This window comes from Streptomyces sp. NBC_01454 (assembly GCF_036227565.1).
Taxonomy (GTDB): domain Bacteria; phylum Actinomycetota; class Actinomycetes; order Streptomycetales; family Streptomycetaceae; genus Streptomyces.
In genome coordinates this window covers 2817414-2839845 of the sequence record NZ_CP109460.1, presented here as the reverse complement: position 1 = coordinate 2839845, position 22432 = coordinate 2817414, and the positions used below count along the sequence as shown (strand labels likewise).

The following is a 22432-nucleotide window of genomic DNA, read 5'->3' as shown; positions in this document are numbered from 1 at the left end:
CCGGCGCCGCGGCCCCCCACTCGTACGGCTTAAGGTGGCCCGCATGATCCGAGTGCTGCTGGCGGAGGACCAGTCGATGGTCCGCGAGGCGCTGGCCGCGCTGCTGTCGCTGGAGGACGATCTCACCGTCGTCGCCCAGGCGGCCCGCGGGGACGAGGTGGTCCCGGCCGCGCGGGAACACGCCGTGGACGTCGCGCTCCTGGACATCGAGATGCCCGGCCTCAGCGGACTGGACGCCGCGGCCGCGCTGCGCGCCGCCTGCCCCGGCGTCAAGATCGTCATCCTGACCACCTTCGGCCGCCCCGGCTATCTGCGCCGCGCCATGGAGTCCGGCGCCGATGCCTTCCTCGTCAAGGACGCCCCGGCGGCCCGGCTCGCCGAAGCGGTACGGCGTGTGCTGCGCGGTGAGCGGGTCATCGACCCGGTGCTGGCGGCGGCCGCGCTCGCCGACGGCGCCAGTCCGCTGACCGAGCGGGAGCGGGAGGTCCTGCGGACCGCCGCCGACGGCGCCACCAACGCCGAGATCGCCGGCGCGCTCCATCTCTCCCAGGGCACGGTCCGCAACTACCTGTCCCTCGCCATCCAGAAGACCGGCGCCCGCAACCGCGCCGAGGCCGTCCGCACGGCCCGCGACAAGGGCTGGCTCTAGGCTCATGGGCCGCCCGCCCGCGCAGACGCCCGCCCCCGCGGCCCGGTGTCCCGGTGCGCGGGCGGGCGGCATATCGCAGGCTTGAAGTGTTATGCCAGCCGACCGAGGCACGGACAGCAGCCGCTGGACTCCCGTGTTCATGATCTTCGTGATCGTCGTCGTCACCACCCTGGATGCGACGACCGGACCGGAGCTGCACATCTCGGCCTTCGTGGGCATCGTCCCGCTGTACGCCGCGCTGCGCTGCTCGTTCCGCCGGACGCTGCTGGTGGCCACCGTCTTCGTTGTGTGCCTGACCTATGTCGACATCTTCACCGTGCCCGACTGGATACCGGCCACCCGGGTGGTGGGCGTCTTCGGCTCCTTCCTGGTCGCCCTGTTCTCCCTGGTGCTGTGCCACACCCGGCTCCAGCGTGAGGCGCTGCACGCCCGCACGTCCCTGGTGGCCGACACGGTCCAGCGGGCGGTGCTGCGCGAGCTGCCGCTCAGCGCGGGCCCGGTCGACGCGTACGGCTTCTACGTCTCCGCCCAGGAGGGGGCCCGGGTCGGCGGCGACATCTACGAGGCCATCGACACCCCGCACGGGCTGCGGCTGATGATCGGCGACGTCCAGGGCAAGGGCATGCCGGCGATCGGGGCGGGCATCGAGGTGCTGGCGTCGTTCCGCGAGGCCGCGCAGTACCTGGACTCGCTGGAATCGGTGGCCGGACGGATGGAGCAGGCGCTGGCCCGCTACAACGCCCGCTCGGCCGAGCAGGGCACCGACGAGCGCTTCGTCACCGCGCTGCTGATGGAGGTGCGCAGCATGCCCGGCCGGACGCAGGGCCGGGTGCTGTCCTGCGGCCACATCCCGTACTACGTGCTGCGCCACGGCGAGGTCCACGAGCGCCGCGACGGCGAGGGCGCCCTGCCCCTCGGGCTGGGCTCACTCGGTCACGAGCCGCGCCGGAGCGTGCGGATCCACCCCGACCCCGACGACTGGCTCGTGCTGTGCACGGACGGGGTGACCGAGGCGCGCGGCAAGGACGGCGAGTTCTACCCGCTGGAGGAGCGGCTGGCCGGGTGGACGCATCTGGAGCCGGCCGAACTGGCCCGTACGCTCCGCGCCGACCTGGAATCCTTCACCCACGGCGACCTCAAGGACGACGCCACGGTGCTGGTCGTCCGCCGCACCCCCACCGCCGCTCAGTTGAGCATGGCGCGCGCCGCCGCGGCCTGACGCCGGATGGCCTTCGCCCCGGCGGGCTCGACGGGCTCCACGACCCGCGCGTACTCCTCCAGCTCGGCCGCGCCCGCGAGGAACTCACCGCGCTCGACGAGCAGTTGGGCCCGCTCGTGGCGCAGCCGCGCCGGATGGCTCGGCAGCAGCAGCGACAGCTCCAGCGCCCACAGCTGCACCGCGCTGTGCTCGGGCCGGGCCCGGGCCCAGGCCCGGATGTTGTGGAGCACCCGCAGCACGATCTCCAGGGGGCCGGCGGGCGCCGTCATCCGCCGGCTCAGGCGCTCCCCGGTCGCGCCCGCGACCAGCAGCTCGGTGTCCTCCTCGGTCAGCGGCCGGCCGCCGCCGAACGGATCGGCCAGCACATGCGCGCCCAGGGGATCGCCGAAGCCGACGACGAAATGGCCGGGCAGCGCCACCCCGTACACGGGCGCGCCGGCCCGCCGGGCGACCTCCATCCACACCACCGACAGCAGGATCGGCAGCCCGCGGCGCCGCCGCAGCACCTCGTGCAGCAGCGAGGACTCCAGCCGCCGGTAGTCGGCGGGCGAGCCGCCGAAGCCGTACCGGGTGCCGAGCAGTTCGGCGAGGTTTTGGGCCCAGGCTTCGGGACCGCTGTCGCCGGGGCGGCGCGCGGCGGTGCCGTCCGGGGCGCCGGCCGGGCGGCGGTCGGGCGCGTACGGGAGCAGCCCGGCCAGCCGGTCCAGTTCGATCTGGGCCTCGTCGATGCCCGCCTCGTCCAGCGCGGGATCGGCCTCGGCGGCGATCAGCAGGCACAGCAGCGCCAGGTCGGGCCGCTCGGCGCGCGCGGCCTCGGCGAACTGCCGCCGTCGCGCCGCGCGGGCGCCGTCCGCACCGGGCTCGGGTTCCTGGGGCATGGGAGGACCGCCCTTCAGCGCGGGGCGTCCGGCAGGGCCCGCCGGTAGTGGTAGCCGTGGTGGTCGGTGAAGCCGAGCCGGTCGTAGAACCCGAGGGCGCCGGTGTTGTCCGCCTCGACCTGGAGGTACGCGGCCGAGGCGCCCTCCGCGAGGGCCCGTTCGGCGAGTGCCGTCATCACCAGGGTGGCCAGACCCTGCCGCCGCGCGTCCGGGGCCACCTCGACCGCCGAGAAGCCCGCCCAGCGCCCGTCGACGGCCAGCCGCCCGATCGCCGTGGTCCGGCCGTCCGCGCCGTGCACCGTCGCGCACCACACCGAGGGGCCGCCGGTCAGCACCTTCAGGGCGTTCTCGGACACCTGCCCGCCGGGGCCGCCCTCGCCGGTCCGGTTGTACAGGGCCAGCCAGTCCGCCTCCGGCTCCCGGGACAGGGTGACGGCGCCGGGGGTGCCCCCGGCGGGGCCCGGGGGAGTGTCGGCGAGCGGGGCCAGCGGCGCGATCCGGATCCTGGTGTGCCGCTCGTCGGCCCAGCCGCGCTCCGCCAGCCGCGCGGTCAGCTCCGCGTCGGTGTCCGCCCGGCCGGTGGCGACCGCGATCGCCGGCGGCAGCCCGCGGACGCCGTACCACCGGGTGATCCGCTCCAGCGCCGTCTCCAGCGGGACGCCGGGGTCGCCGAGCGGCAGGACGGAATTGGCGCGGCGGGTGAAGCCCCCCGAGGCACGCAGCGTCCACTCCCCGAGACGCTCTGTCTCGACGGCGGGCCAGCCGCGGGCCGCGACCTCCTGGAGCTCACGGACGGTGGCCGACGGGACCCTGCGGCGCGCCGGGGCGGCGGGCACCACCTTGGCCGCGACCAGGGAGGACTCCGCGATCCGGGCACACTCGCCGTTGCGCCGTGTGATGCTCAGCACACCTTCGTTCCAGGATGTGAGCACCCCGACCGCGTCGGTGAACTTCTCCGACCCCTCCCCGTCCCCGGTCAGACGCCGGACGGATACCCTTTTGCCCACGTCAGCGCGGGTGATGCGAACCTCCCCGCGGCCACCGGCCAGGAATTCCATCGCTCAAACCGCCCCTCTTGTTCGTCTCGCGCCCGGGAACGGAGATACTAGATGGCGGGCATCGACGACGCCGCGCTCCCGCGCGCCCAGCGGCGGTACTGCCAATCGGTCCGCCGGCCCTACCGAGGAGGAACGACAGCGTGACCTACGTCATCGCGCAGCCTTGTGTCGACGTCAAGGACAAGGCGTGCATCGAGGAGTGCCCGGTCGACTGCATCTACGAGGGCTCCCGGTCCTTGTACATCCACCCGGACGAATGCGTCGACTGTGGCGCCTGTGAGCCGGTGTGCCCGGTCGAGGCGATCTTCTACGAGGACGACACTCCCGAGGAGTGGAAGGACTACTACAAGGCGAATGTGGAGTTCTTCGACGAGCTCGGCTCGCCCGGTGGCGCCAGCAAGCTCGGCCTGATCGAGCGCGACCACCCCTTCATCGCGGCCCTGCCGCCGCAGAACCAGTAACGACCCCAGGGCCAAGGGGGAGCCGCCCGCTCCCTCTTGCTTCCCGGTTCGTCAGCGGTCGCACGGCGCCGCCCGGTCCCGTACGGCCCGTTCCGTACGGGGCCGAGGCATGTCTGCCGGGGTCCGAGCACCACCAGAAAGAGAGCACCGTGGGCGCAGCCTCCTCTCCCCAGCCCGTCTCCCCCCACCCTTCCAGGGAGTCGCTCCGCGACCGTCTTCCGGTCTTCCCCTGGGACCGGCTGGAGCCGTACAAGACCACCGCCGCCGCGCACGCCGACGGCATCGTCGACCTCTCCGTCGGCACCCCGGTCGACCCGGTCCCCGCGCTGGTGCGGCAGGCGCTGACCGCGGCGGCCGACAGCCCGGGCTATCCGACGGTGTGGGGCACGGCCGCGCTGCGCGACGCGCTCACCGGCTGGGCCGCGGACCGCCTGGGCGCCCAGGGGCTGGACCACACCCATGTGCTGCCCGTCGTCGGCTCCAAGGAGCTGGTGGCCTGGCTGCCGACCCAGCTGGGCCTGGGCCCCGGCGACAAGGTCGCCTACCCGCGCCTGGCCTACCCGACGTACGAGGTCGGCGCCCGCCTGGCCGGCGCCGAACCGGTCGTCTACGACGACCCCTGCGACCTGGACCCCCGGGGCCTCAAGCTGCTCTGGCTGAACTCGCCGTCCAACCCCACCGGCCGGGTGCTCGGCGCCGACGAGCTGCGCCGCACCGTCGCCTGGGCGCGCGAGCACGGCGTGCTGGTCTTCAGTGACGAGTGCTACCTCGAACTGGGCTGGGAGGCCGACCCGGTCTCCGTGCTGCACCCTGACGTCTGCGGCGGCTCCACCGACGGCCTGGTCGCCGTGCACTCGCTGTCCAAGCGCTCCAACCTCGCCGGCTACCGCTCCGCCTTCCTCGTCGGCGACCCCGCGGTCCTCGGCGACCTGCTCCAGATCCGCAAGCACGGCGGCATGATGATCGCGGCCCCGGTCCAGGCCGCCACCGTCGCCGCGCTGGGCGACACCGCCCACGTCGACGAGCAGCGCGCCCGCTACGCCCGCCGCCGGGCCGCGCTGCGCGGTGCCTTCGAGGCCGCGGGCTTCCGCATCGAGCACAGCGAGGCCGCGCTCTACCTGTGGGCCACCCGCGACGAGCCCTGCTGGGACACCGTCGCCGCGCTCGCCGACCGCGGCATCCTCGTCGCCCCCGGCGAGTTCTACGGCACCGCGGGGGAGCGCTTCGTACGGATCGCCTTCACCGCCACCGACGAGCGGGTGGACGCCGCGGTGCGCCGCCTGTCGTCGTGAGCCGCCGGCGCGCATGAGCACGCGCAGGGGTCCGGGGAGCGTCAACTCCCCGGACCCCTGCGCGTCGTACGGGCGGGCGGCCGGTCAGCGGCCGCCGAGCGGCAGACCGCCGAGCAGGCCCTGGGCGGGGCCGAGCAGGCCGCGGGACGAGCCGACCAGACCCTTGGCCGCGTCGAGCGGCAGCGAGCTGGTGGAGACGCCGTGCGCGGCGATCGGGCGGACCAGAGCCTCGGCCTTGTCCGCGGCGCCCTGGGTGAGCGGCATGGCCTTCTTCACGGCCGGCGCGGCGGTCTCGACGAGCGCCGGGGCGAGCTTGGTGGCCGCTTTGCTGCCGGCCTCGTTGAGCAGGCCGACGCCGTGGTGTGCGGTGCGGTCGAGGGTGGCGCTGGTGTTCTTGGACTCCAGGGGCGCCGTCAGCCCGCCCAGGTCGGGCGTCTTGGCGGGCAGTTCCACGGCGCCCGCGGAACCGGCCGCAGCGACCACGGGAGCGGCACCCGCTGCAACGAGCAGGGCGGCTCGGGCGATCCGACGCGTAACGGGGAGGGACATGGTGCTCCTTTTACGGAGAAGGACTCGGACTTCTGACAGATGTGCCATGTCCGCCGGGCGGACGCACTGACTACCGCTTCAGAACCCCGAAGGTTGCGGTGAACTCCGGTAAAGAGTTGGTAACGCGTCACATAATCGGCCCTGGATAAAGGCGGGCAATATGTGCACGCGCAAAGGATCCGCGGAAACGTCACGGCCCTTTATGGGCAAGGCAATTGGCGGGAAGCGGGAAAGTCGCCTCCCCAACTTCCCCGGGGGCAGGGGGAATTGGCGCGAGTGCCCCTTTCGGGGGACCGGGCAAACTATTGCGCGGTGATGATACGAACGTCGTGGGCCGCCGCCGGGGAGGCGGCCGGCTTCGTCTGCCAGCCCTTCCCGGAATCGGCCGCGCTCCACGTCCGCCCGGCGTAAGAGATCTGTTCGATGCGCAGCTCGGCGGAGTGCGCCATGGCCCACGTCGCCAGCTCCCAGCCGCGCCGCGGGGCTTCGCCCGCCGCCGGACCGGACTGCCGTACCGGTATCGTCACGTCGCGCCCCTGACCGGCCGCGTGACCGGCGGCAGCGGCCGCCCCCGGGAGCACCTCCCGGCCGAACTCCCGCACCAGCTTCTCCCGCACCTTGGCGGCGCCGCCCGCCTGCGCGTTCATCGGCCCGCTCTCGGCGCAGGTCATGGCGCCCTGAGAGCGGCCCGTGAGCGCCCCGGTCAGCCGCGCGGCATTCGCCTCGTGCTTGGCATAAGCCTGCGGAAAGCCGCTGTGCTGCACCTTTTGGGCGGCGACGGTCAGCGGCAGCCGGGAGTACCCGGGCACCTTCGCCAGATGCCGGTAGAACTCCCCGGCCGCGTACACGGGGTCCATGATCTGCTGCACGGTGCCCCAGTCCTGGGACGGCCGCTGCTGGAAGAGCCCGACCGAGTCCCGGTCGCCGAATTCGATGTTGCGCAGCCCCGACTCCTGCATCGCGGTCGCCAGCGCGATGGTCACCGCCCGCTCCGGCAGTCCGCGCGAGGACGCCACGGCCGAGATCGTCGCGGCATTCGCGGCCTGCTCCGGCGACAGCTCGTACTCCTTGGAGCCGTCCTCGGCGCGCACCGTGCAGTGCGGCGCCCCCGGACCGCCGGTGACGTACTGCACCACGAGATAGCCGGCCAGTCCGAGAAGCACGGCGACGGCTGCGGCGGTGCGCCACAGGCGGGCACGGGACGGGGAGGACGAGGGCTGGGCGGACACGGGCCCACCGTACTGGAGTGCTCCGGATAGGGTCGGATCCATGGAGCACTCCGGACAGCACCCCGCCCTCGACCTGTCGCTCGACGCCGCCGAGCTCACCGCGCGGCTGGTCGACTTCCCCTCCGAGAGCGGCAACGAGAAGGACCTGGCCGACGCCGTCGAGCACGCCCTGCGCGCGCTGCCGCACCTGACCGTCGACCGGTTCGGCAACAACATCGTGGCCCGCACCCGGCTCGGCCGCGACGAGCGGGTGGTGCTCGCCGGACACCTCGACACCGTGCCGATCGCCGGCAACGTCCCCTCCCGGCTCGACGAGGACGGCTTCCTGTGGGGCTGCGGGACCAGCGACATGAAGTCCGGCGTCGCCGTCCAGCTGCGGGTGGCCGCCACGGTCCCCGAGCCCAACCGCGACCTGACCTTCGTCTTCTACGACAACGAAGAGGTCGCCGCGCACCTCAACGGCCTCGGTCATGTCGCAAAGGCCCACCCCGACTGGCTCGCCGGTGACTTCGCCGTCCTCCTGGAGTCCTCCGACGGCGAGGTGGAGGGCGGCTGCCAGGGCACCCTGCGCGTCCTGCTGCGCACCACCGGTGAGCGCGCCCACTCCGCCCGCGGCTGGATGGGCGCCAACGCGCTCCACGCCGCCGCCCCGATCCTGGCGAAGCTCGCCGCGTACGAGCCGCGCCACCCGGTCATCGACGGCCTCGAATACCGCGAGGGCCTCAACGCCGTCCGCGTCGAGGGCGGCGTCGCCAACAACGTCATCCCGGACGCCTGCACGGTCACCGTGAACTTCCGCTACGCCCCGGACCGCACGCCCGACGAGGCGGTGGCCCATGTGCGGGAGGTCTTCGCGGACTGCCCGGTGGAGGAGTTCGTCATCGACGACCACTCCCCGGGCGCGCTGCCCGGGCTGTCCCACCCGGCGGCCAAGGCGTTCATGGAGGCCGTCGGCGGCAGCGCGCGCCCCAAGTTCGGCTGGACCGACGTCTCCCGTTTCAGCGCGCTGGGCGTCCCGGCCGTCAACTACGGCCCCGGCAACCCGCTGCTCGCGCACAAGAGGGACGAGCGGGTCGCCACCGAGCGCATCCTGCACTGCGAGGAGCGGCTGCGCGCCTGGCTGACCGCCTGACCTCGCCGGGCCGGGCCGCCGACCGCTCCCCTCCGCCCCGAATTCCCCTGCTCTTCACGTCGGCGGATCTAGGCTGAAACGGCACACGTACTGCCAGCGGAGGGAGCACGACATGGCCAGTCCCGAGGGAGCACCGGTCCCCGAGGAGCAGCGGCTGGGTCCCGTACTGCGCCGCCAGGAGCAGGTGCAGGCCGGCACCACCGACCAGCGGCTGCTGGACTCCGAAGGCCCTTCCGAGTGGGTGCACACCGACCCCTGGCGCGTGATGCGCATCCAGTCGGAGTTCGTCGAGGGCTTCGGCGCGCTGGCCGAGCTGGGCCCGGCCGTCAGTGTCTTCGGCTCCGCCCGCACCCCGCGGGACGCCAAGGAGTACGACGCCGGGGTGCGGCTCGGGCGGGCCCTGGTGGAGGCCGGGTTCGCGGTGATCACCGGCGGTGGCCCCGGCGCCATGGAGGCCGCCAACAAGGGCGCCAACGAGGCCGGTGGCACCTCCGTCGGGCTGGGTATCGAGCTGCCCTTCGAGCAGGGCATGAACGACTATGTGAACCTCGGCGTCGACTTCCGGTACTTCTTCGTCCGCAAGACGTGTTTTGTGAAGTATGCCCGCGGGTTCGTGGTGCTCCCCGGAGGGCTGGGCACCCTCGACGAGCTCTTCGAGGCGCTCACCCTCGTCCAGACCCGCAAGGTCACCCGCTTCCCGATCGTGCTGTTCGGCACGGCCTACTGGAGCGGGCTCGTCGACTGGCTGCGCGACACCCTCATCGCCCAGGGCAAGGCGTCGATGCACGATCTGGAGCTCTTCCACCTCAGCGACGACGTGGACGAGGCGGTCGCGCTGGTGACCAAGGAGGTCGGGATCTAGGGGGTGTCGTTGGCGGCGGTGGAATCAGGCCAGCCCCCGGCGGGCGACCGCGGGGGGCCGGTGGCCGGCGATCGAGGCCACCATGTCCAGCACCTGCCGGGTCTCGGCGACCTCGTGGACGCGGTAGACGCGTGCGCCCAGCCAGGCCGAGACGGCGGTGGTCGCCAGGGTGCCGAGCACCCGCTCCTTGACCGGCCGGTCGAGGGTCTCGCCGACGAAGTCCTTGTTGGACAGCGACACCAGCACCGGCCAGCCGGTCTCCGCCATCTCGCCCAGCCGCCGGGTCGCCTCCAGGCTGTGCCGGGTGTTCTTGCCGAAGTCGTGCCCCGGGTCGATCAGGACCGCGTCCCGCCGGACGCCCAACGCGACGGCGCGTTCGGCCAGTTGACAGGTCACCCGGAGGATGTCCGCCATCACGTCGTCATAGGTGACCCGGTGCGGCCGGGTGCGCGGCTCGGCGCCGCCCGCGTGCGTGCACACCAGGCCCACGCCGTGGCGCGCCGCCACCTCCGCGAGCTGGGGATCGACGCCGCCCCAGGCGTCGTTGAGCAGATCCGCGCCGGCCTCGCAGACCGCCTCGCCGACCTCGTGCCGCCAGGTGTCGACGCTGATCACCACGTCGGGGAAGCGCCGGCGCACCTCGGCCACGAACCCGACCGTGCGGCGGGCCTCCTCCTCGGCGGTGACCTCCTCGCCGGGGCCGGCCTTGACCCCGCCGATGTCGATGATCGCGGCGCCGTCGGCCACGGCCTGCTCCACGCGGGCCAGCGCGGGCTCGTCACGGAACGTGGCGCCCTGGTCGTAGAACGAGTCCGGCGTCCGGTTGACGATGGCCATGATCACCGGCTCGTGCGCCCCGAACTCGCGATTCCCCAGCCGCAGCATTCCCTGACTCCCTCTCCGTGGTCCGGGGGCGACCCTAACTGTCACACCCGCATGGCACGATCAGTGCAGGCACATAGTCCGGGGAGTTGGTCGTGTTCTGGTTCTTGCTGATCGCGATGGTCGTGGTGGTGGGCGCGGTCACGCTCGTGGTCGTCGGCGGTGGTGACGGCGGCGGGCTGCGGGATTCCGAGCCGGACCGGCTGCACGACCCGCTGCCGCAGGACCGCCCGCTGGGCCGCGCCGATGTGGAGGCCGTCCGGTTTCCGGTGACCGTGCGTGGTTACGTCATGAACGACGTCGATGACGCCCTGGACCGCCTGGGCGCCGAGCTGGCCGAGCGCGACGCCCGCATCGCCGAGCTGGAGGCGGCGCTCGCCGGGGCGCACGCCTCCGCGATGGGCGGCCCGGGGCTGATACAGGACGGCCCGCCCGTGCTGGGGCCGGAGCAGGAGCCGCGGGAGGACTCCGTCGGCCGGACATCCGCGGACGGGCCCGGCCCCGCGTCCCCGGAGGGCGAGGAGCGGACATGAGCGGTGTGGTGCGCGAACCGGACGGCGTGCCGCGCTGCCCGTGGGGCATGGAGTCGCCGCAGATGGCCGACTACCGCGCCTATCACGACACCGAATGGGGCCGCCCGGTCCATGGCGACGACGCCCTCTTCGAGCGGGTGAGCCTGGAGGCGTTCCAGTCCGGGCTCTCGTGGATCACCATCCTGCGCCGCCGCCCCGGCTTCCGGGCCGCGTTCGCCGGCTTCCGCATCCCGGAGGTCGCGCGGTTCACGGACGCGGACGCCGAGCGGCTGCTCGCCGACCCCGGCATCATCCGCAATCGCGCCAAGATCGCCGCGACGCTCTCCAACGCCAGGGTCGCCGCCGCGCTGGCCCCCGGCGAACTCGACGGCTTGATCTGGTCCTACGCCCCCGACCGGGCCGCCCGGCCGGTACCGCGCACGGTCGACGAGGTGCCGGCGGTGACCCCGGAGTCGACGGCGCTCGCCAAGGACCTCAAGAAGCGCGGCTTCCGCTTCGTCGGCCCCACCACCGCGTACGCGATGATGCAGGCGTGCGGCCTGGTCAACGACCATCTGGCGGACTGCCATGTCCGCCGGACCGTGGAGGCGGCGGCCCGCTGACCCGGGCCGGCGGGCGGCATCGGCCGGGCACCGGGAGCTGCCGGCGAGCGGCCGGGAGCCGGGCCGGCGCGGCCGGGGTCAGCGCCCCAGGAAGACCGGCTTCTCCTTCTTCACGAAGGCCTCGACCGCGATCCGGTGATCCTCCGACGCACCGGCGCGGCCCTGCAGCTCGTCCTCCTTGCCGAGGGTCTCGGTGAGGGAGTGCCCCGCCCCGTAGGCCAGCGATTCCTTGAGCGCCGCATAGGCCGCGGTCGGGCCCTGCGCCAGCCGGCGGGCGACGGCCGCGGCCTGCTCGGCCAGTTCCCCGGCCGGGACGACCTTGTTGGCGATGCCCAGGTCGTAGGCCTCCTGGGCGCTGATGTTGCGGGGGAAGAGCAGCAGGTCGGCGGCCCGGCCCTGGCCGATCAGCCGGGGCAGCGTCCAGGACATCCCGGAGTCGGCGGTCAGCGCGACGCCCGCGAAGGAGGTGTTGAACGACGCCGAGTCGGCGACGACGCGGTAGTCGGCGGCCATCGCGAAGCCCGCACCGGCACCCGCGGCGACCCCGTTCACGCCCGCGACCACGGGCTTGGGCATCTCGGCCAGCGTCGTCACGATGGGGTTGTAGTGCTCACGGACGGTGTTCATGGTGACGCCGGAGCCGGTGGCCCGGTCCTCGGCCAGCAGGCCGATGTGCTCCTTGAGGTCCTGCCCGACACAGAAGGCGCGCCCGGTGGCGGTCAGCAGAACGGCCCGTACGGCCGGATCGGCGGCGGCCTCCTTCAGGGTATCCCGCAGCAGGACCTTCGCCTCGATGTTCAGCGCGTTCATCGCGTCGGGGCGGTTGAGCGTGATCGTCGCCAGCCCGTCGGTCACGTCATAGAGCACGGTGTCGGCCATAGTGGGAGTCCCCTCCGTCGCGGCTCGGACTGCGCGGCAGCGGCAGTCAGCGCTCAGGATGCCGGAGATCATCGGGCCCCGGCATGTGACGTACATCAAAGATTGTGGGCGCGCCGGAGGACGGCGGTCGGCGAAGTATCGCAGCCCCCTCACCGAATTGAGGGGGTTTGAGGAGTGCGTTGCCGAAGGGATGCTGTCCGATGTTGGTCATCGGGTCGTTCGATGCGGGATAATGGCCTGGAAGCAATGTGTTCGATGCCGGTGACACGCGCCTATCCGGGCCGTCGGCTGAGATGAGCTGGTTTCAGGAAGGGGAACGAGCATGGCGGCCATGAAGCCGCGGACGGGCGACGGCCCGCTCGAGGTGACCAAGGAGGGGCGGGGCATCGTCATGCGCGTTCCGCTCGAAGGCGGCGGGCGGCTCGTCGTCGAGCTGACCCCCGACGAAGCCAAGGCCCTGGGTGAGGCCCTGGACAAGGTCACCGTCTGACAAGGGCGGCGCAACCGGCGGTTTCCCGGGGCTGACCCCGGAATCCCCAGCCGAATTACCCCGGCCCCGGCATGCGGCGCGCACATCCTGCGCGCCGCATGCCGGGGCCGTTTCGCATCCCGGACCATTCGTGTCCCCGGCGGGGGTGACGTCGTCAGCCGCGTTTGACCGCGCAGAGCAGTCCGTCGCCGACCGGCAGCAGCGCCGGTACCAGCGCCGCGCTCTCCCGAACGGCCCGCAACAGCTCCCGCAGCCGCAGCACCTCCGCGGGCTGCATCGCCGAGTCGACCGTACGGCCGTCCGCGAAGACGCCCTCGAAGCAGACCAGGCCGCCGGGGCGCAGCAGACGCAACGATTCAGCGAGGTATTCCAGGTACTCCAGCAGGTCGCCGTCGCAGAAGACGAGGTCGTAGCCGCCGTCCGCGAGGCGGGGCAGGACGTCCAGGGCGCTGCCGGGGATGAAGCGGGCGCGGTTGCCGGCGAAGCCCGCGGCGCGGAACGCCTGCTTGGCGCACGCCTGCCGCTCGGGTTCGAGGTCCACGGTGGTCAGCACCCCGTCGGGGCGCATGCCGTGCAGGAGATGGATGCCCGACACGCCCGTGCCGGTGCCGATCTCGGCGACGGCCTTGGCGTCCGCGGCGGCGGCGAGCAGGCGCAGGGCCGCGCCGGTGCCGTTGGTCACCGTACGGATGCCGGCCTCCTGCGCACGGTCACGAGCCCAGCTCAGGGCGGCCTCGGCGGCTTCGTCGATGGTCCCGGCGCCGTACGCCTCGGCAAATGCCAAGATCGTCTGCCGGTTGCCGGTAATGGCCCTCTCCTGTCCCCGTAGTTGACGCAACCGTGACTGTATCCGCTGGATGCGGGAACTCGCAGATGGGACCGGGCGTTCAAGAGGGGTGCAGGCATGACGGGGGGACGCACCGGTGAAGACCGCGCGAGACACGGGGCAAGACCCGAAGCAGGACCAAATGCAGGTCAAAACTGCTTATCCGGAGCTAACGGGCGAGGTGGATATGGTAGGGGCTCTACTGGACACCACCAGAGCCACCAGGGGAGGTGCGGCTGCGACGGGTGACCGTCGAGTGCTGAGGCGCTTGAAAAGGTCGTTCGCCGAGCCGAAATCCGTGACCAACACCGCTGACCGTTTCCTCCCCCACTCTCGACTCCGCTCGAGTGGGGGGACCCCCGCCGCCGACTCCGCAACGACCGCGACCTTCGCCGCAGACGCGGATGCGCAGGCGTGGACTCCGCCCAGCTGGGAGGAGATCGTCAGCACTCACAGTGCACGGGTCTACCGCCTCGCCTACCGCCTCACCGGCAATCAGCACGACGCCGAGGACCTCACCCAGGAGGTGTTCGTCCGCGTCTTCCGCTCGCTGTCGACGTACACCCCCGGTACGTTCGAGGGCTGGCTGCACCGCATCACGACCAACCTCTTCCTGGACATGGTCCGGCGCCGCCAGCGCATCCGCTTCGACGCGCTCGGTGACGATGCCGCCGAGCGGCTCCCCAGCCGGGAGCCCTCCCCGCAGCAGCACTTCAACGACACCCACTTCGACGCCGATGTGCAGCAGGCGCTGGACACCCTCGCGCCCGAGTTCCGGGCCGCCGTGGTCCTGTGCGACATCGAGGGACTGTCGTACGAGGAGATCGCCGCGACGCTCGGCGTCAAGCTCGGCACGGTCCGCAGCCGGATCCACCGCGGCCGCTCCCATCTGCGCAAGTCCCTCAAGCACCGCGCCCCGGCCACCCGCGCCGAAGAGCGCGAGCAGCGGCGTTCGCTGGCCGTGGTCCCCACGGGGGAGGTCGGAATCGCGTGAGCGGCAGCGGCGGTCCGTCCCCCGCCGAGCAGCATCTCGGCGACCGCCTCGCGGCCCTGGTCGACGGCGAGTTGAAGCATGACGCGCGCGAGCGGGTGCTCGCGCATCTGGCGACCTGCGGCAAGTGCAAGGCGGAGGCCGACGCCCAGCGTCGGCTCAAGAGCGTCTTCGCCCAGACCGCGCCCCCCGGCCCCTCCGAGGGGCTGCTGGCGCGGCTGCAGCAGCTGCCCGGCGGTGACCCCGGCGGCCCCGGCAGCTTCGGCCGCGGCGACTTCGCCCGGGACGGCGGCGCGTTCTCCTACGTCGCCTCCCGGAACCACTCCGGCCACGCCCTGGCCGGCATCGCCCCCCAGCCCCGCTCCCGCGGCTTCCGCGTCCACGAGGCCGAACGGCCCGGCCAGCGGCGCCGGTTCGCCTTCGCGGCGGCCGGTGCGGTCTCCCTCGCGGCGATCGCGCTGGGCGGCGCCCTCCCGCTGGAGGCGTCCGCCGATCTGCCCGGCGGACGCGCCGACGGCAACGGCACGACCGTCACCCCGCTCAGCGTCAGCCCCGCGGCCGACAGCAATGTGCTGCTGCGCGGTGACGCGTTCCCCGCCGGCCGTTCCGGGGCGGGCGCACGGCAGCCGTCCGGCGGCCCGACCCTGGCCCCGGCCCCCGGCGCCATGTCCCTGTACGGCCCCGGTGCGGCGTCCCCCTCCCCGTCGTACTCCCTGCCTGCGGCCGCGCCGGCCGACCGCTTCGGGCTGTCGCCGCGGACCGCCCCGAACGGTCCGGCCTCCGCGTACGGCCTCACGCCCCTGACGGCGGCGACCGGCGGCCCTCCCGCGCGGAAGAACCCGCCCCCGCTTCCCCCGCTGGAGCCCATGCGTCCGCTGATCGGCCCCGCCGCCCCGGCCGGCCCGTCCGCACATGGCTCAACCCCCGCCCAGCGCTGACCGTCCCCTGCGCGGCCCCGCGCGGAACTGGTTGAATCCCTCTGGGCGGCGCACCCCTGAGCGGGCGTATGCCGCGAGGTGGTGGTGGCCCGCGCAGGACCGCGGGCGAATTCTGGGGAGAGCATGGACGACGGTAAGGCCGCCGGGCCGAAGCTGAAGTGGTGGAGCCGCCCGGGAGGCACCGCGCGTACGGAGCCCTCCGCCGGGGCCGGTCCGGTGCAGGAGGCAGGGGCCGATGCGTCCGGCACGTCCGGGGCGCAGGCGGCGGAGGACTGGCTCGTGCGTCCGCCGGAGCCGCGCGGCGGCGCGGCGGAGCACCGCGTACCCGGCCCGTCCAAGGGTGCGATTCCGGCCGAAACGGCCGAGGAGACCGCCGAGTTGGCAAGGACCCCGGACGGCACGGCACCGCACGCCACGACCCCGCACGCCACGGCACCGGACGTCGCCGGGACCCCGGGAGACGGGACCGGCGGTGCGCGCCCGGAGCCGTCGACCGTGACGCTCGGCAAGGTGGCCGGTGGCGCGCGGGAGACGGCGACGGACGGCCCGCGGACAGCGGCCCCGGACGCCACCACGGCGGCCGCCGCGACAGCTCCGGCGCCCGCCGAGGCCTCGCCCCTCGCTGCGGTGACGGCCGGCGGCCCGGCCGCGGCGCCACCACGGCAGCGGCCGCGGCACGCCGAGGACCCCTACGGAACCCCTCCCTACGGCGACCCCGGACCGTGGGCGCCGGCCCCGCCCGTACAGCGGCCGGTGGCGACGCCCGCACACGGCACCGTGCTCCCGCCGGCGACCGGGCCGCTGCCCCCGTACGGCGCCCCCGCCGGGGGCTACCCGGGCCCGTCCCAGTCACCGCCGCCCGCGCCGCCCGCAGGGCACCCGGCCGCCGCGGGGACGGCCGGCGAGGACCGCCCGCCGTACGCCCCCGGCGCCGAACAGCACCACCCGGCCGCCGAGCCTCCCGCCGCCCCGCAGTCCGCCCCCGGTGGTGCTGCCGGGGGCGGGCACGAGCCCGCCCCGCAGCCCGCCGCCGCGCACACCGCCCCCCTGGACCCCGCCGGGCCGCACGGCGCCTGGCAGCAGTACGACCCGTGGAGCGCGCCGCTGCAGGGCGCTCCCGTCATGCCGCCGCCGTCCGCGCCCCGCCGCCGGGGGCCGCTGGTCGCCGGAGCCGTGGCGCTCGCGCTGCTGGCGGGCGGCGTCGGCGGCGGCATCGGCGCCTATGTCGAGCGCTACGGCGGGATCAACGACATCCAGCTGTCGCAGGACGGCGGGGACGAGGGCGGCCGCAAGCCCGACAGCGTCGCCGGGATCGCGCAGGCCGCGCTGCCCGGGGTGGTCACGATCCATGTCCGGGGCAGCGCCGAACAGGGCACCGGCACCGGCTTCGTCCTCGACCACCAGGGACACATCCTCACCAACAACCATGTCGTCGAACCGGCCGCCGACGGCGGGGAGATCTCGGTGACCTTCAGCGGCGGCCAGACGGCCAAGGCCCGGGTCGTCGGCCGGGACGGCGGCTATGACCTCGCGGTCGTCCAGGTGGAGGGCGTCACGGGGCTGCGGCCGCTGCCCCTCGGCAACTCCGACGCGGTGCGGGTCGGCGACCCCGTCGTGGCGATCGGCGCACCGTTCGACCTCGCCAACACCGTCACCTCCGGGATCATCAGCGCCAAGCAGCGCCCGATCACCGCGGGCGGCGCGAAGGGCGACGGCAGCGATGTGTCGTACGTGGACGCGCTGCAGACCGACGCCCCCATCAACCCCGGCAACTCCGGCGGCCCGCTGGTCGACGCCAGGGCGCGGGTGATCGGCATCAACAGCGCCATCCGCGCCGCGGACAGCGGCAGCGGCCTGGAAGGCGGCGCCCAGGGCGGCAGCATAGGGCTGGGCTTCGCCATCCCGATCAACCAGGCCAAGCGGGTGGCCGAAGAGCTGATCAACACCGGCCGGGCGACCCACCCGGTGATCGGCGTGACGCTGGAGATGGAGTACGCCGGTGACGGGGCGCGGGTCAGCGAGCACAGCAAGGACGGCAAGCGGCCGGTCACCCCGGACGGCCCCGGTGACAGGGCCGGGATCAAGGCCGGCGATGTGATCACCGAGGTGGACGGCGCCCCGGTGCACAGCGGTCAGGAGCTGATCGTCAAGATCCGCAGCCACCGGCCGGGGGACACGCTGGCCCTGACCCTCCAAAGGGGCGGCAAGGAGCGGTCCGTTCGGCTCAGTCTGGGTTCTTCCAGCACCGGCTGATCGTTTGCACGGTGTTGGTACGGGTGACTCCCGTCTGACGTACGGGGCCAGGTACCGTGAGAGGCGGCCTGGCCCAAAGGCCTGCGAAGGCCGCGGATAACCCAAGGAGCTGCACGGTGTTCTTCGACATAGGACCCCTCGAGCTGGTCGCGCTCGTGATCCTTGCCGTGCTCATCTTCGGTCCGGACAAGCTCCCCAAGGTCATCCAGGACGTCATGAGCTTCATCCGCAAGGTGCGGGCGTTCTCCGACAGCGCCAAGGAGGACATCCGCAGCGAGCTGGGCCCGGACTTCAAGGACTTCGAGTTCGAAGACCTCAAGCCCAAGAACTTCGTGCGCAAGCACGTCCTGGAGAAGGACGAGTACGGCCTCAAGGACCTTCAGGAGATCCGTAACGGCTTCGACCTGAAGAAGGAGATGGCCGAGGTCACCGACGCCGTCAACGGCCATGACGGCGCGTCGTCCGCCACGCCCTCGAACGGCTCAGGTCCCAGCCTGTCCAAGGGGTCCCCGGCAGCCTCCGCCGGCGGCCCTGACCTGCGAAAGCAGCCGCAGAGCCCGGAGAGCGGCGAGCGTCCGCCGTTCGACGCGGACGCCACCTGACCACATGATATGACCGGCTGTGTTGACGCCTATGGCTATGCTCCGGGTGTCCGGGGTTCGGTCGCCTGAGGGGGGCGGGCCGCCCACGACGCAGGGCAACAAGGAGGCTCCGCGCAGATGGAGACGACGAGTCCGTCAGCGACAGACGAGGCGGCCGCCGAAGCCGGCCGGAAGGTCGACGGCTATCTGCTGGCCGCATTCCCGTGGTACGGCCTCGACGAGGCGTTCACCGGTCCGCGCTGGCTGATGCGGGTCGGGGCGGCCGCCGACGGCACCGTCGAGCACGGCGCCACGGGGCACGGCGAGGAGCCCACCATCAAGGTGGAGCCGCCGCAGGACGAGCGGTTCGCGGTCGTGGTGACGGTCGCCAGCCGCCCGGTACGGCGCAGCGGCGACGGCACCGGCGTCCTGGAGGCGACCTCGGTCTCGACGGCCGCCTGGCTCGCCGGGTCGGGGCTGCTCGCACAGACCTGGCCGACCCAGATGGACCGGACGCTGCGCCAGGACTGGCTGGACCAGCAGACGATGCTCGCCTGGGAGCTGGCCGACGATCTCGGCGGCGGGAGCTGGAGCGAGCTGATGCTGCCGGTGGACGGCGTGCCCACCTCGTTCGCCTATCGCGAGTCCGAGTACGGCTGGGTGCTGGCGGGTTCGGCGAGCGAGGGCCCCGAGGGGGTGCACATCGGTGCCTACGGGCGCGGGATGAGCGCCTACGGGCTGGGCTTCTCGGTGATCAAGGACCTCACCACGTACGAGGGCTGAGCGGCCGGCACGGCACGAAGGGGCGGACCCGTACGGGCCCGCCCCTTCGCCGTGCCCGGGAGCCGCCGCGGGTCCGGATACCCGTCCCGCGGCGGCTCGCGGCGCGTCAGAACTTGTTGCGCGGGGTGATCCCCAGCGACATGCCGGACAGGCCCCGCTGCCGGTCGCCCAGCTTGCCGGCGATCGCCCGGATCGCCGCCCCGGCCGGGGAGTCGGGATCGCTCAGCACGACCGGCTTGCCCTCGTCGCCGCCCTCGCGCAGCCGGACGTCGATCGGGATGGAGCCGAGCACCGGCACCTGGGCGCCGGTCGTCCTCGTCAGACCCTCGGCGACCCGCCGGCCGCCGCCGGTGCCGAAGACGTCGACCATCTCGTCGCAGTGCGGGCAGGGCAGCCCGGACATGTTCTCCACCACGCCGACGATCTTCTGGTGGGTCTGCACGGCGATCGAACCGGCCCGCTCGGCGACCTCGGCGGCGGCCTGCTGCGGGGTGGTGACCACCAGGATCTCGGCGTTCGGCACCAGCTGGGCCACCGAGATGGCGATGTCGCCGGTGCCCGGGGGCAGGTCCAGGAGGAGGACGTCCAGGTCGCCCCAGTAGACGTCGGCGAGGAACTGCTGGAGGGCGCGGTGCAGCATCGGGCCGCGCCAGACGACGGGGGCGTTGCCCGGGGTGAACATGCCGATCGAGATGACCTTCACGCCGTGCGCCGACGGCGGCATGATCATGTTCTCGACCTGGGTGGGACGCCCGTCGGCGCCGAGCATCCGGGGCACGGAGTGGCCGTAAATGTCGGCGTCCACGACACCGACCTTCAGCCCGTCGGCCGCCATCGCCGCGGCGAGGTTGACCGTCACCGACGACTTGCCGACGCCGCCCTTGCCGGAGGCGACCGCGTAGACCCGGGTCAGCGAACCGGGCTGGGCGAACGGCACCTCGCGCTCGGCCGTGCCGCCGCGCAGCGACGACGCCAGCTCCTTGCGCTGCTCGTCGCTCATCACGTCCAGCTCGACGGCGACGGAGGTGACGCCCTCGACCCGCTCGACGGCCTCCCGCACAGTGCTGGTGATCGTCTCGCGCATCGGACAGCCGGAGACGGTGAGGTAGACCACGACCGCCACCGCGCCGCCGGCCGCGATGTCCACCGATTTGACCATCCCCAGCTCGGTGATGGGGCGGTGGATCTCGGGGTCGTTCACCGTCGCGAGCGCTTCGCGGATCGCATCCTCGCTCGGAGCGGCGCCTGAGGGGGGTACCACCCGGACGGAGTCCGGTGGAGTGTCGGTAGCCATGTCCCGATGGTACGGCGCGTGAGGGTGCCTCCGGAAAGCCCGTCAGCGGTCGCGTTCATCACTCTGCGCGTCGGCCGGCTGCCGCAGCTCCAGATCCCGTTGCAGGTCCTGGAGCTCGGAGCGGATCCAGTCGCGGGTGGCGACCTCGCCCAGACCGAGCCGCAGCGCCGCGATCTCCCGGGTCAGGTACTCGGTGTCGGCGATGGAGCGCTCGTTCTGCTTGCGGTCCTGCTCGTGGGTGACCCGGTCGCGGTCGTCCTGACGGTTCTGGGCCAGCAGGATCAGCGGCGCCGCGTACGACGCCTGCAGCGACAGCGCCAGGGTCAGAAAGATGAACGGGTAATTGTCGAACCGCAGACCGCTGGGCGCGGTGGTGTTCCAGATGACCCACACGATGATGGTGACGGTCATCCAGACGATGAAGCGGCCGGTCCCCAGGAAGCGGGCGATCTTCTCCGAGAGCCGCCCGAACGCCTCCGGGTCGTACTCCGGCAGGAACGTCCGGCGCGGGGCGCGCGGCTGGTCGAGCCGCACCCGGGGCCGGTCGGTGCCCCGGCGCAGCGCCGAGGCGCCGTTCGCCCGCGACCGGTCCCTGCTGGTGTCCCGCTCCTCAGCGCCCATCCGTGGCCTTCCCCGGTTTCCTGCCGCCGGTCATACCGGCCACCGCGGAGCCGTGCAGCCCGTCCTCGCGCCAGTCGTCCGGCAGCAGATGGTCCAGCACGTCGTCGACGGTGACCGCGCCCAGCAGCGCCCCGCTCTCGTCGACGACCGGCGCGGCGACCATGTTGTACGCGGCCAGATAGCTGGTCACCTCGGGCAGCGGGGTGTCCGGCGGCAGCGCCGGCAGGTCGGTGTCGGCGATCGAGCTGACGAGGGTGAACGGCGGGTCGCGCAGCAGCCGTTGGAAGTGCACCAGGCCCAGGTACTTGCCGGTGGGGGTCTCGTCGGGCGGCCGGCAGACGTAGACCTGGGCGGCCAGCGCCGGGGACAGGTCCGGGTCACGCACCCGGGCCAGCGCGTCCGCGACGGTCGCGTCCGGGCGCAGCACGATCGGCTCGGTGGTCATCAGGCCGCCCGCAGTCCGCTCCTCGTACGCCATCAGCCGCCGCACGTCCGCGGCCTCCTCCGGCCGCATCAGCGCCAGCAGCCGTTCCTTGTCCTCCTCCGGCAGCTCGGAGAGCAGATCGGCGGCGTCGTCGGGGTCCATCGCCTCCAGGACGTCGGCGGCCCGCTCGTCCTTCAGCTTGCCCAGGATCTCGACCTGGTCGTCCTCGGGCAGCTCCTCCAGGACGTCGGCGAGCCGGTCGTCGTCGAGCGCCGCGGCGACCTCGGCCCGCCGCTTGGGGGAGAGGTGGTGCAGCACGCCCGCGAGATCGGCCGGGCGCAGCTGCTCGAAGGTGGCCAGCAGGCTCTCCGCGCCCTGCCCGTGCTCCTCCAGCGAGAAGCCGGTCACCGCCGACCACTCCACGGTCAGGGCCTCCCCCGACCGCCGTCCGCCGCCGCCCTTCCCGGGCGCCGCTCCGCGCCCCAGGATCTTCTGGCGCAGCCCCGCGCCCTTGCCCTTGCGGACGAAGACCTTCTCGATCTCCCAGTCGCGGCGGGCGGGCAGCTGGGTGATGCCGATGTCCAGGACGGTGACCTCCTCGCCGGTCTCCACCAGCTGCACCCGCCGGTCGAGCAGTTCGCCCAGCACCAGCGTCTCGGACGTCCGCTGCTCGAAGCGCCGCATGTTGACCACGCCGGTGATGACGATCTGGCCGGTGTCCACCCCGCTCACCCGGGTCATGGGAACGAAGATCCGGCGCCTGCTGATCACCTCGACGACCACACCGAGCAGCCGCGGCGGGCGCTCGCCGACCCGGAGCAGCGCGACGAGATCCCGCAGCCGCCCGACCTGGTCGCCGTTGGGGTCGAAGACGGGGGTGCCGGAGAGATGGGAGACGAAGACCCGGGGAGTCACCACTGCCATGCAGAGCGCCGCCCTTTCTCCCGTTCGGTCCGGAAACACGGCATGAATGCGGGTTCAGGCTAACGTGCCCGGGTCGCGGCCG

24 protein-coding genes are annotated in these 22432 nt (G+C 73.2%); 14 read left to right on the top strand and 10 right to left on the bottom strand.

Annotated elements, in window-relative coordinates:
- Positions 1-43 precede the first annotated feature (43 nt).
- Together OIU81_RS12275 and OIU81_RS12270 are read left to right on the top strand one after the other, a co-directional pair.
- Positions 44-649, top strand: a complete 606-nt coding sequence (locus OIU81_RS12275) for a response regulator transcription factor (RefSeq protein ID WP_329146755.1) — start codon at positions 44-46, stop codon at positions 647-649.
- A 91-nt stretch (positions 650-740) separates the two neighbouring features.
- Positions 741-1868: a PP2C family protein-serine/threonine phosphatase gene (locus OIU81_RS12270; protein ID WP_329146753.1), complete on the top strand. Its 1128-nt coding sequence runs from the start codon at positions 741-743 to the stop codon at positions 1866-1868.
- On the opposite strand, the gene OIU81_RS12265 is transcribed toward OIU81_RS12270, so the two are convergent.
- Together OIU81_RS12265 and OIU81_RS12260 are read right to left on the bottom strand one after the other, a co-directional pair.
- Positions 1835-2746, bottom strand: a complete 912-nt coding sequence (locus tag OIU81_RS12265) for a transglutaminase-like domain-containing protein (protein ID WP_329146751.1) — start codon at positions 2744-2746, stop codon at positions 1835-1837. The genes OIU81_RS12270 and OIU81_RS12265 overlap by 34 nt on opposite strands.
- A gap of 14 nt (positions 2747-2760) precedes the next feature.
- Complete coding sequence (locus OIU81_RS12260) at positions 2761-3804, bottom strand: GNAT family N-acetyltransferase (protein ID WP_329146749.1); 1044 nt, start codon at positions 3802-3804, stop codon at positions 2761-2763.
- A 140-nt stretch (positions 3805-3944) separates the two neighbouring features.
- Here OIU81_RS12260 and fdxA point away from each other — a divergent pair, with 140 nt between their 5' ends.
- Entirely contained in the window at positions 3945-4265 is a 321-nt protein-coding gene (gene fdxA, locus OIU81_RS12255; RefSeq protein ID WP_018089397.1) for a ferredoxin, read from the top strand.
- Between the two features lie 149 nt (positions 4266-4414).
- Positions 4415-5557, top strand: coding sequence for a succinyldiaminopimelate transaminase (gene dapC / locus OIU81_RS12250; protein WP_329146747.1), 1143 nt, complete (start codon positions 4415-4417; stop codon positions 5555-5557).
- Between the two features lie 84 nt (positions 5558-5641).
- Here the strand turns inward: dapC and OIU81_RS12245 are convergent, their stop codons facing one another.
- Both OIU81_RS12245 and OIU81_RS12240 read right to left on the bottom strand, forming a co-directional pair.
- A complete protein-coding gene (locus OIU81_RS12245) occupies positions 5642-6106 on the bottom strand; it encodes an ATP-binding protein (RefSeq protein ID WP_329146745.1) in 465 nt (154 codons plus the stop codon).
- Positions 6107-6408: 302 nt separating this feature from the next.
- A complete protein-coding gene (locus OIU81_RS12240; protein WP_329146743.1) occupies positions 6409-7335 on the bottom strand; it encodes a heavy metal transporter in 927 nt (308 codons plus the stop codon).
- A gap of 40 nt (positions 7336-7375) precedes the next feature.
- Between OIU81_RS12240 and dapE the strand changes: the two genes are divergently transcribed.
- Positions 7376-8467 (top strand): succinyl-diaminopimelate desuccinylase, encoded by a 1092-nt coding sequence (gene dapE, locus OIU81_RS12235; protein ID WP_329146741.1) that lies wholly within the window; start codon positions 7376-7378, stop codon positions 8465-8467.
- A gap of 112 nt (positions 8468-8579) precedes the next feature.
- Positions 8580-9329: a TIGR00730 family Rossman fold protein gene (locus OIU81_RS12230; protein WP_329146739.1), complete on the top strand. Its 750-nt coding sequence runs from the start codon at positions 8580-8582 to the stop codon at positions 9327-9329.
- Between the two features lie 24 nt (positions 9330-9353).
- Here OIU81_RS12230 and folP read toward each other — a convergent pair whose 3' ends face one another.
- Positions 9354-10214 (bottom strand): dihydropteroate synthase, encoded by an 861-nt coding sequence (gene folP, locus OIU81_RS12225; protein WP_329146737.1) that lies wholly within the window; start codon positions 10212-10214, stop codon positions 9354-9356.
- Between the two features lie 92 nt (positions 10215-10306).
- Here folP and OIU81_RS12220 point away from each other — a divergent pair, with 92 nt between their 5' ends.
- Both OIU81_RS12220 and OIU81_RS12215 read left to right on the top strand, forming a co-directional pair.
- Positions 10307-10744 carry a DivIVA domain-containing protein gene (locus tag OIU81_RS12220; protein WP_329146736.1) on the top strand — a complete coding sequence of 146 codons (438 nt, stop codon included), beginning with the start codon at positions 10307-10309 and terminating at the stop codon, positions 10742-10744.
- Complete coding sequence (locus tag OIU81_RS12215) at positions 10741-11346, top strand: DNA-3-methyladenine glycosylase I (protein WP_329146734.1); 606 nt, start codon at positions 10741-10743, stop codon at positions 11344-11346. Before OIU81_RS12220 ends, OIU81_RS12215 begins: the two co-directional genes overlap by 4 nt.
- 78 nt (positions 11347-11424) lie before the next feature.
- Here the strand turns inward: OIU81_RS12215 and OIU81_RS12210 are convergent, their stop codons facing one another.
- Positions 11425-12225, bottom strand: coding sequence for an enoyl-CoA hydratase/isomerase family protein (locus tag OIU81_RS12210; protein WP_329146732.1), 801 nt, complete (start codon positions 12223-12225; stop codon positions 11425-11427).
- Between the two features lie 322 nt (positions 12226-12547).
- On the opposite strand from OIU81_RS12210, the gene OIU81_RS12205 reads away from it, so the two are divergent.
- A complete protein-coding gene (locus OIU81_RS12205) occupies positions 12548-12715 on the top strand; it encodes a DUF3117 domain-containing protein (RefSeq protein ID WP_006603288.1) in 168 nt (55 codons plus the stop codon).
- Between the two features lie 154 nt (positions 12716-12869).
- Here the strand turns inward: OIU81_RS12205 and OIU81_RS12200 are convergent, their stop codons facing one another.
- Positions 12870-13553, bottom strand: coding sequence for an O-methyltransferase (locus OIU81_RS12200; protein WP_329146730.1), 684 nt, complete (start codon positions 13551-13553; stop codon positions 12870-12872).
- Positions 13554-13839: 286 nt separating this feature from the next.
- Between OIU81_RS12200 and sigE the strand changes: the two genes are divergently transcribed.
- The 5 genes from sigE to OIU81_RS12175 all read left to right on the top strand — a co-directional run bounded on the left by sigE (position 13840) and on the right by OIU81_RS12175 (position 19087).
- Entirely contained in the window at positions 13840-14535 is a 696-nt protein-coding gene (gene sigE / locus OIU81_RS12195; protein ID WP_329146728.1) for an RNA polymerase sigma factor SigE, read from the top strand.
- A complete protein-coding gene (locus OIU81_RS12190; RefSeq protein WP_329146726.1) occupies positions 14532-15470 on the top strand; it encodes a zf-HC2 domain-containing protein in 939 nt (312 codons plus the stop codon). The genes sigE and OIU81_RS12190 overlap by 4 nt, the downstream gene beginning before the upstream one ends.
- Positions 15471-15593: 123 nt before the next feature.
- Positions 15594-17723 carry a S1C family serine protease gene (locus OIU81_RS12185; RefSeq protein WP_329146723.1) on the top strand — a complete coding sequence of 710 codons (2130 nt, stop codon included), beginning with the start codon at positions 15594-15596 and terminating at the stop codon, positions 17721-17723.
- Between the two features lie 116 nt (positions 17724-17839).
- On the top strand, positions 17840-18325 hold the full coding sequence (locus OIU81_RS12180; RefSeq protein WP_329146721.1) for a sec-independent translocase: 486 nt from the start codon (positions 17840-17842) through the stop codon (positions 18323-18325).
- Between the two features lie 117 nt (positions 18326-18442).
- The gene (locus OIU81_RS12175) at positions 18443-19087 is read left to right on the top strand and encodes a hypothetical protein (RefSeq protein ID WP_329146719.1); all 645 of its coding nucleotides are present in this window, start codon (positions 18443-18445) and stop codon (positions 19085-19087) included.
- A gap of 106 nt (positions 19088-19193) precedes the next feature.
- Here the strand turns inward: OIU81_RS12175 and OIU81_RS12170 are convergent, their stop codons facing one another.
- Genes OIU81_RS12170 through OIU81_RS12160 form a run of 3 tightly spaced genes read right to left on the bottom strand, consistent with a single transcriptional unit; the run spans position 19194 to position 22350 of the window.
- Positions 19194-20381: an Mrp/NBP35 family ATP-binding protein gene (locus OIU81_RS12170; protein ID WP_329146717.1), complete on the bottom strand. Its 1188-nt coding sequence runs from the start codon at positions 20379-20381 to the stop codon at positions 19194-19196.
- Positions 20382-20423: 42 nt separating this feature from the next.
- Entirely contained in the window at positions 20424-21002 is a 579-nt protein-coding gene (locus OIU81_RS12165; RefSeq protein ID WP_329146715.1) for a DUF1003 domain-containing protein, read from the bottom strand.
- Positions 20992-22350 carry a magnesium transporter MgtE N-terminal domain-containing protein gene (locus OIU81_RS12160; protein ID WP_329146713.1) on the bottom strand — a complete coding sequence of 453 codons (1359 nt, stop codon included), beginning with the start codon at positions 22348-22350 and terminating at the stop codon, positions 20992-20994. Before OIU81_RS12160 ends, OIU81_RS12165 begins: the two co-directional genes overlap by 11 nt.
- Positions 22351-22432: the final 82 nt, after the last annotated feature.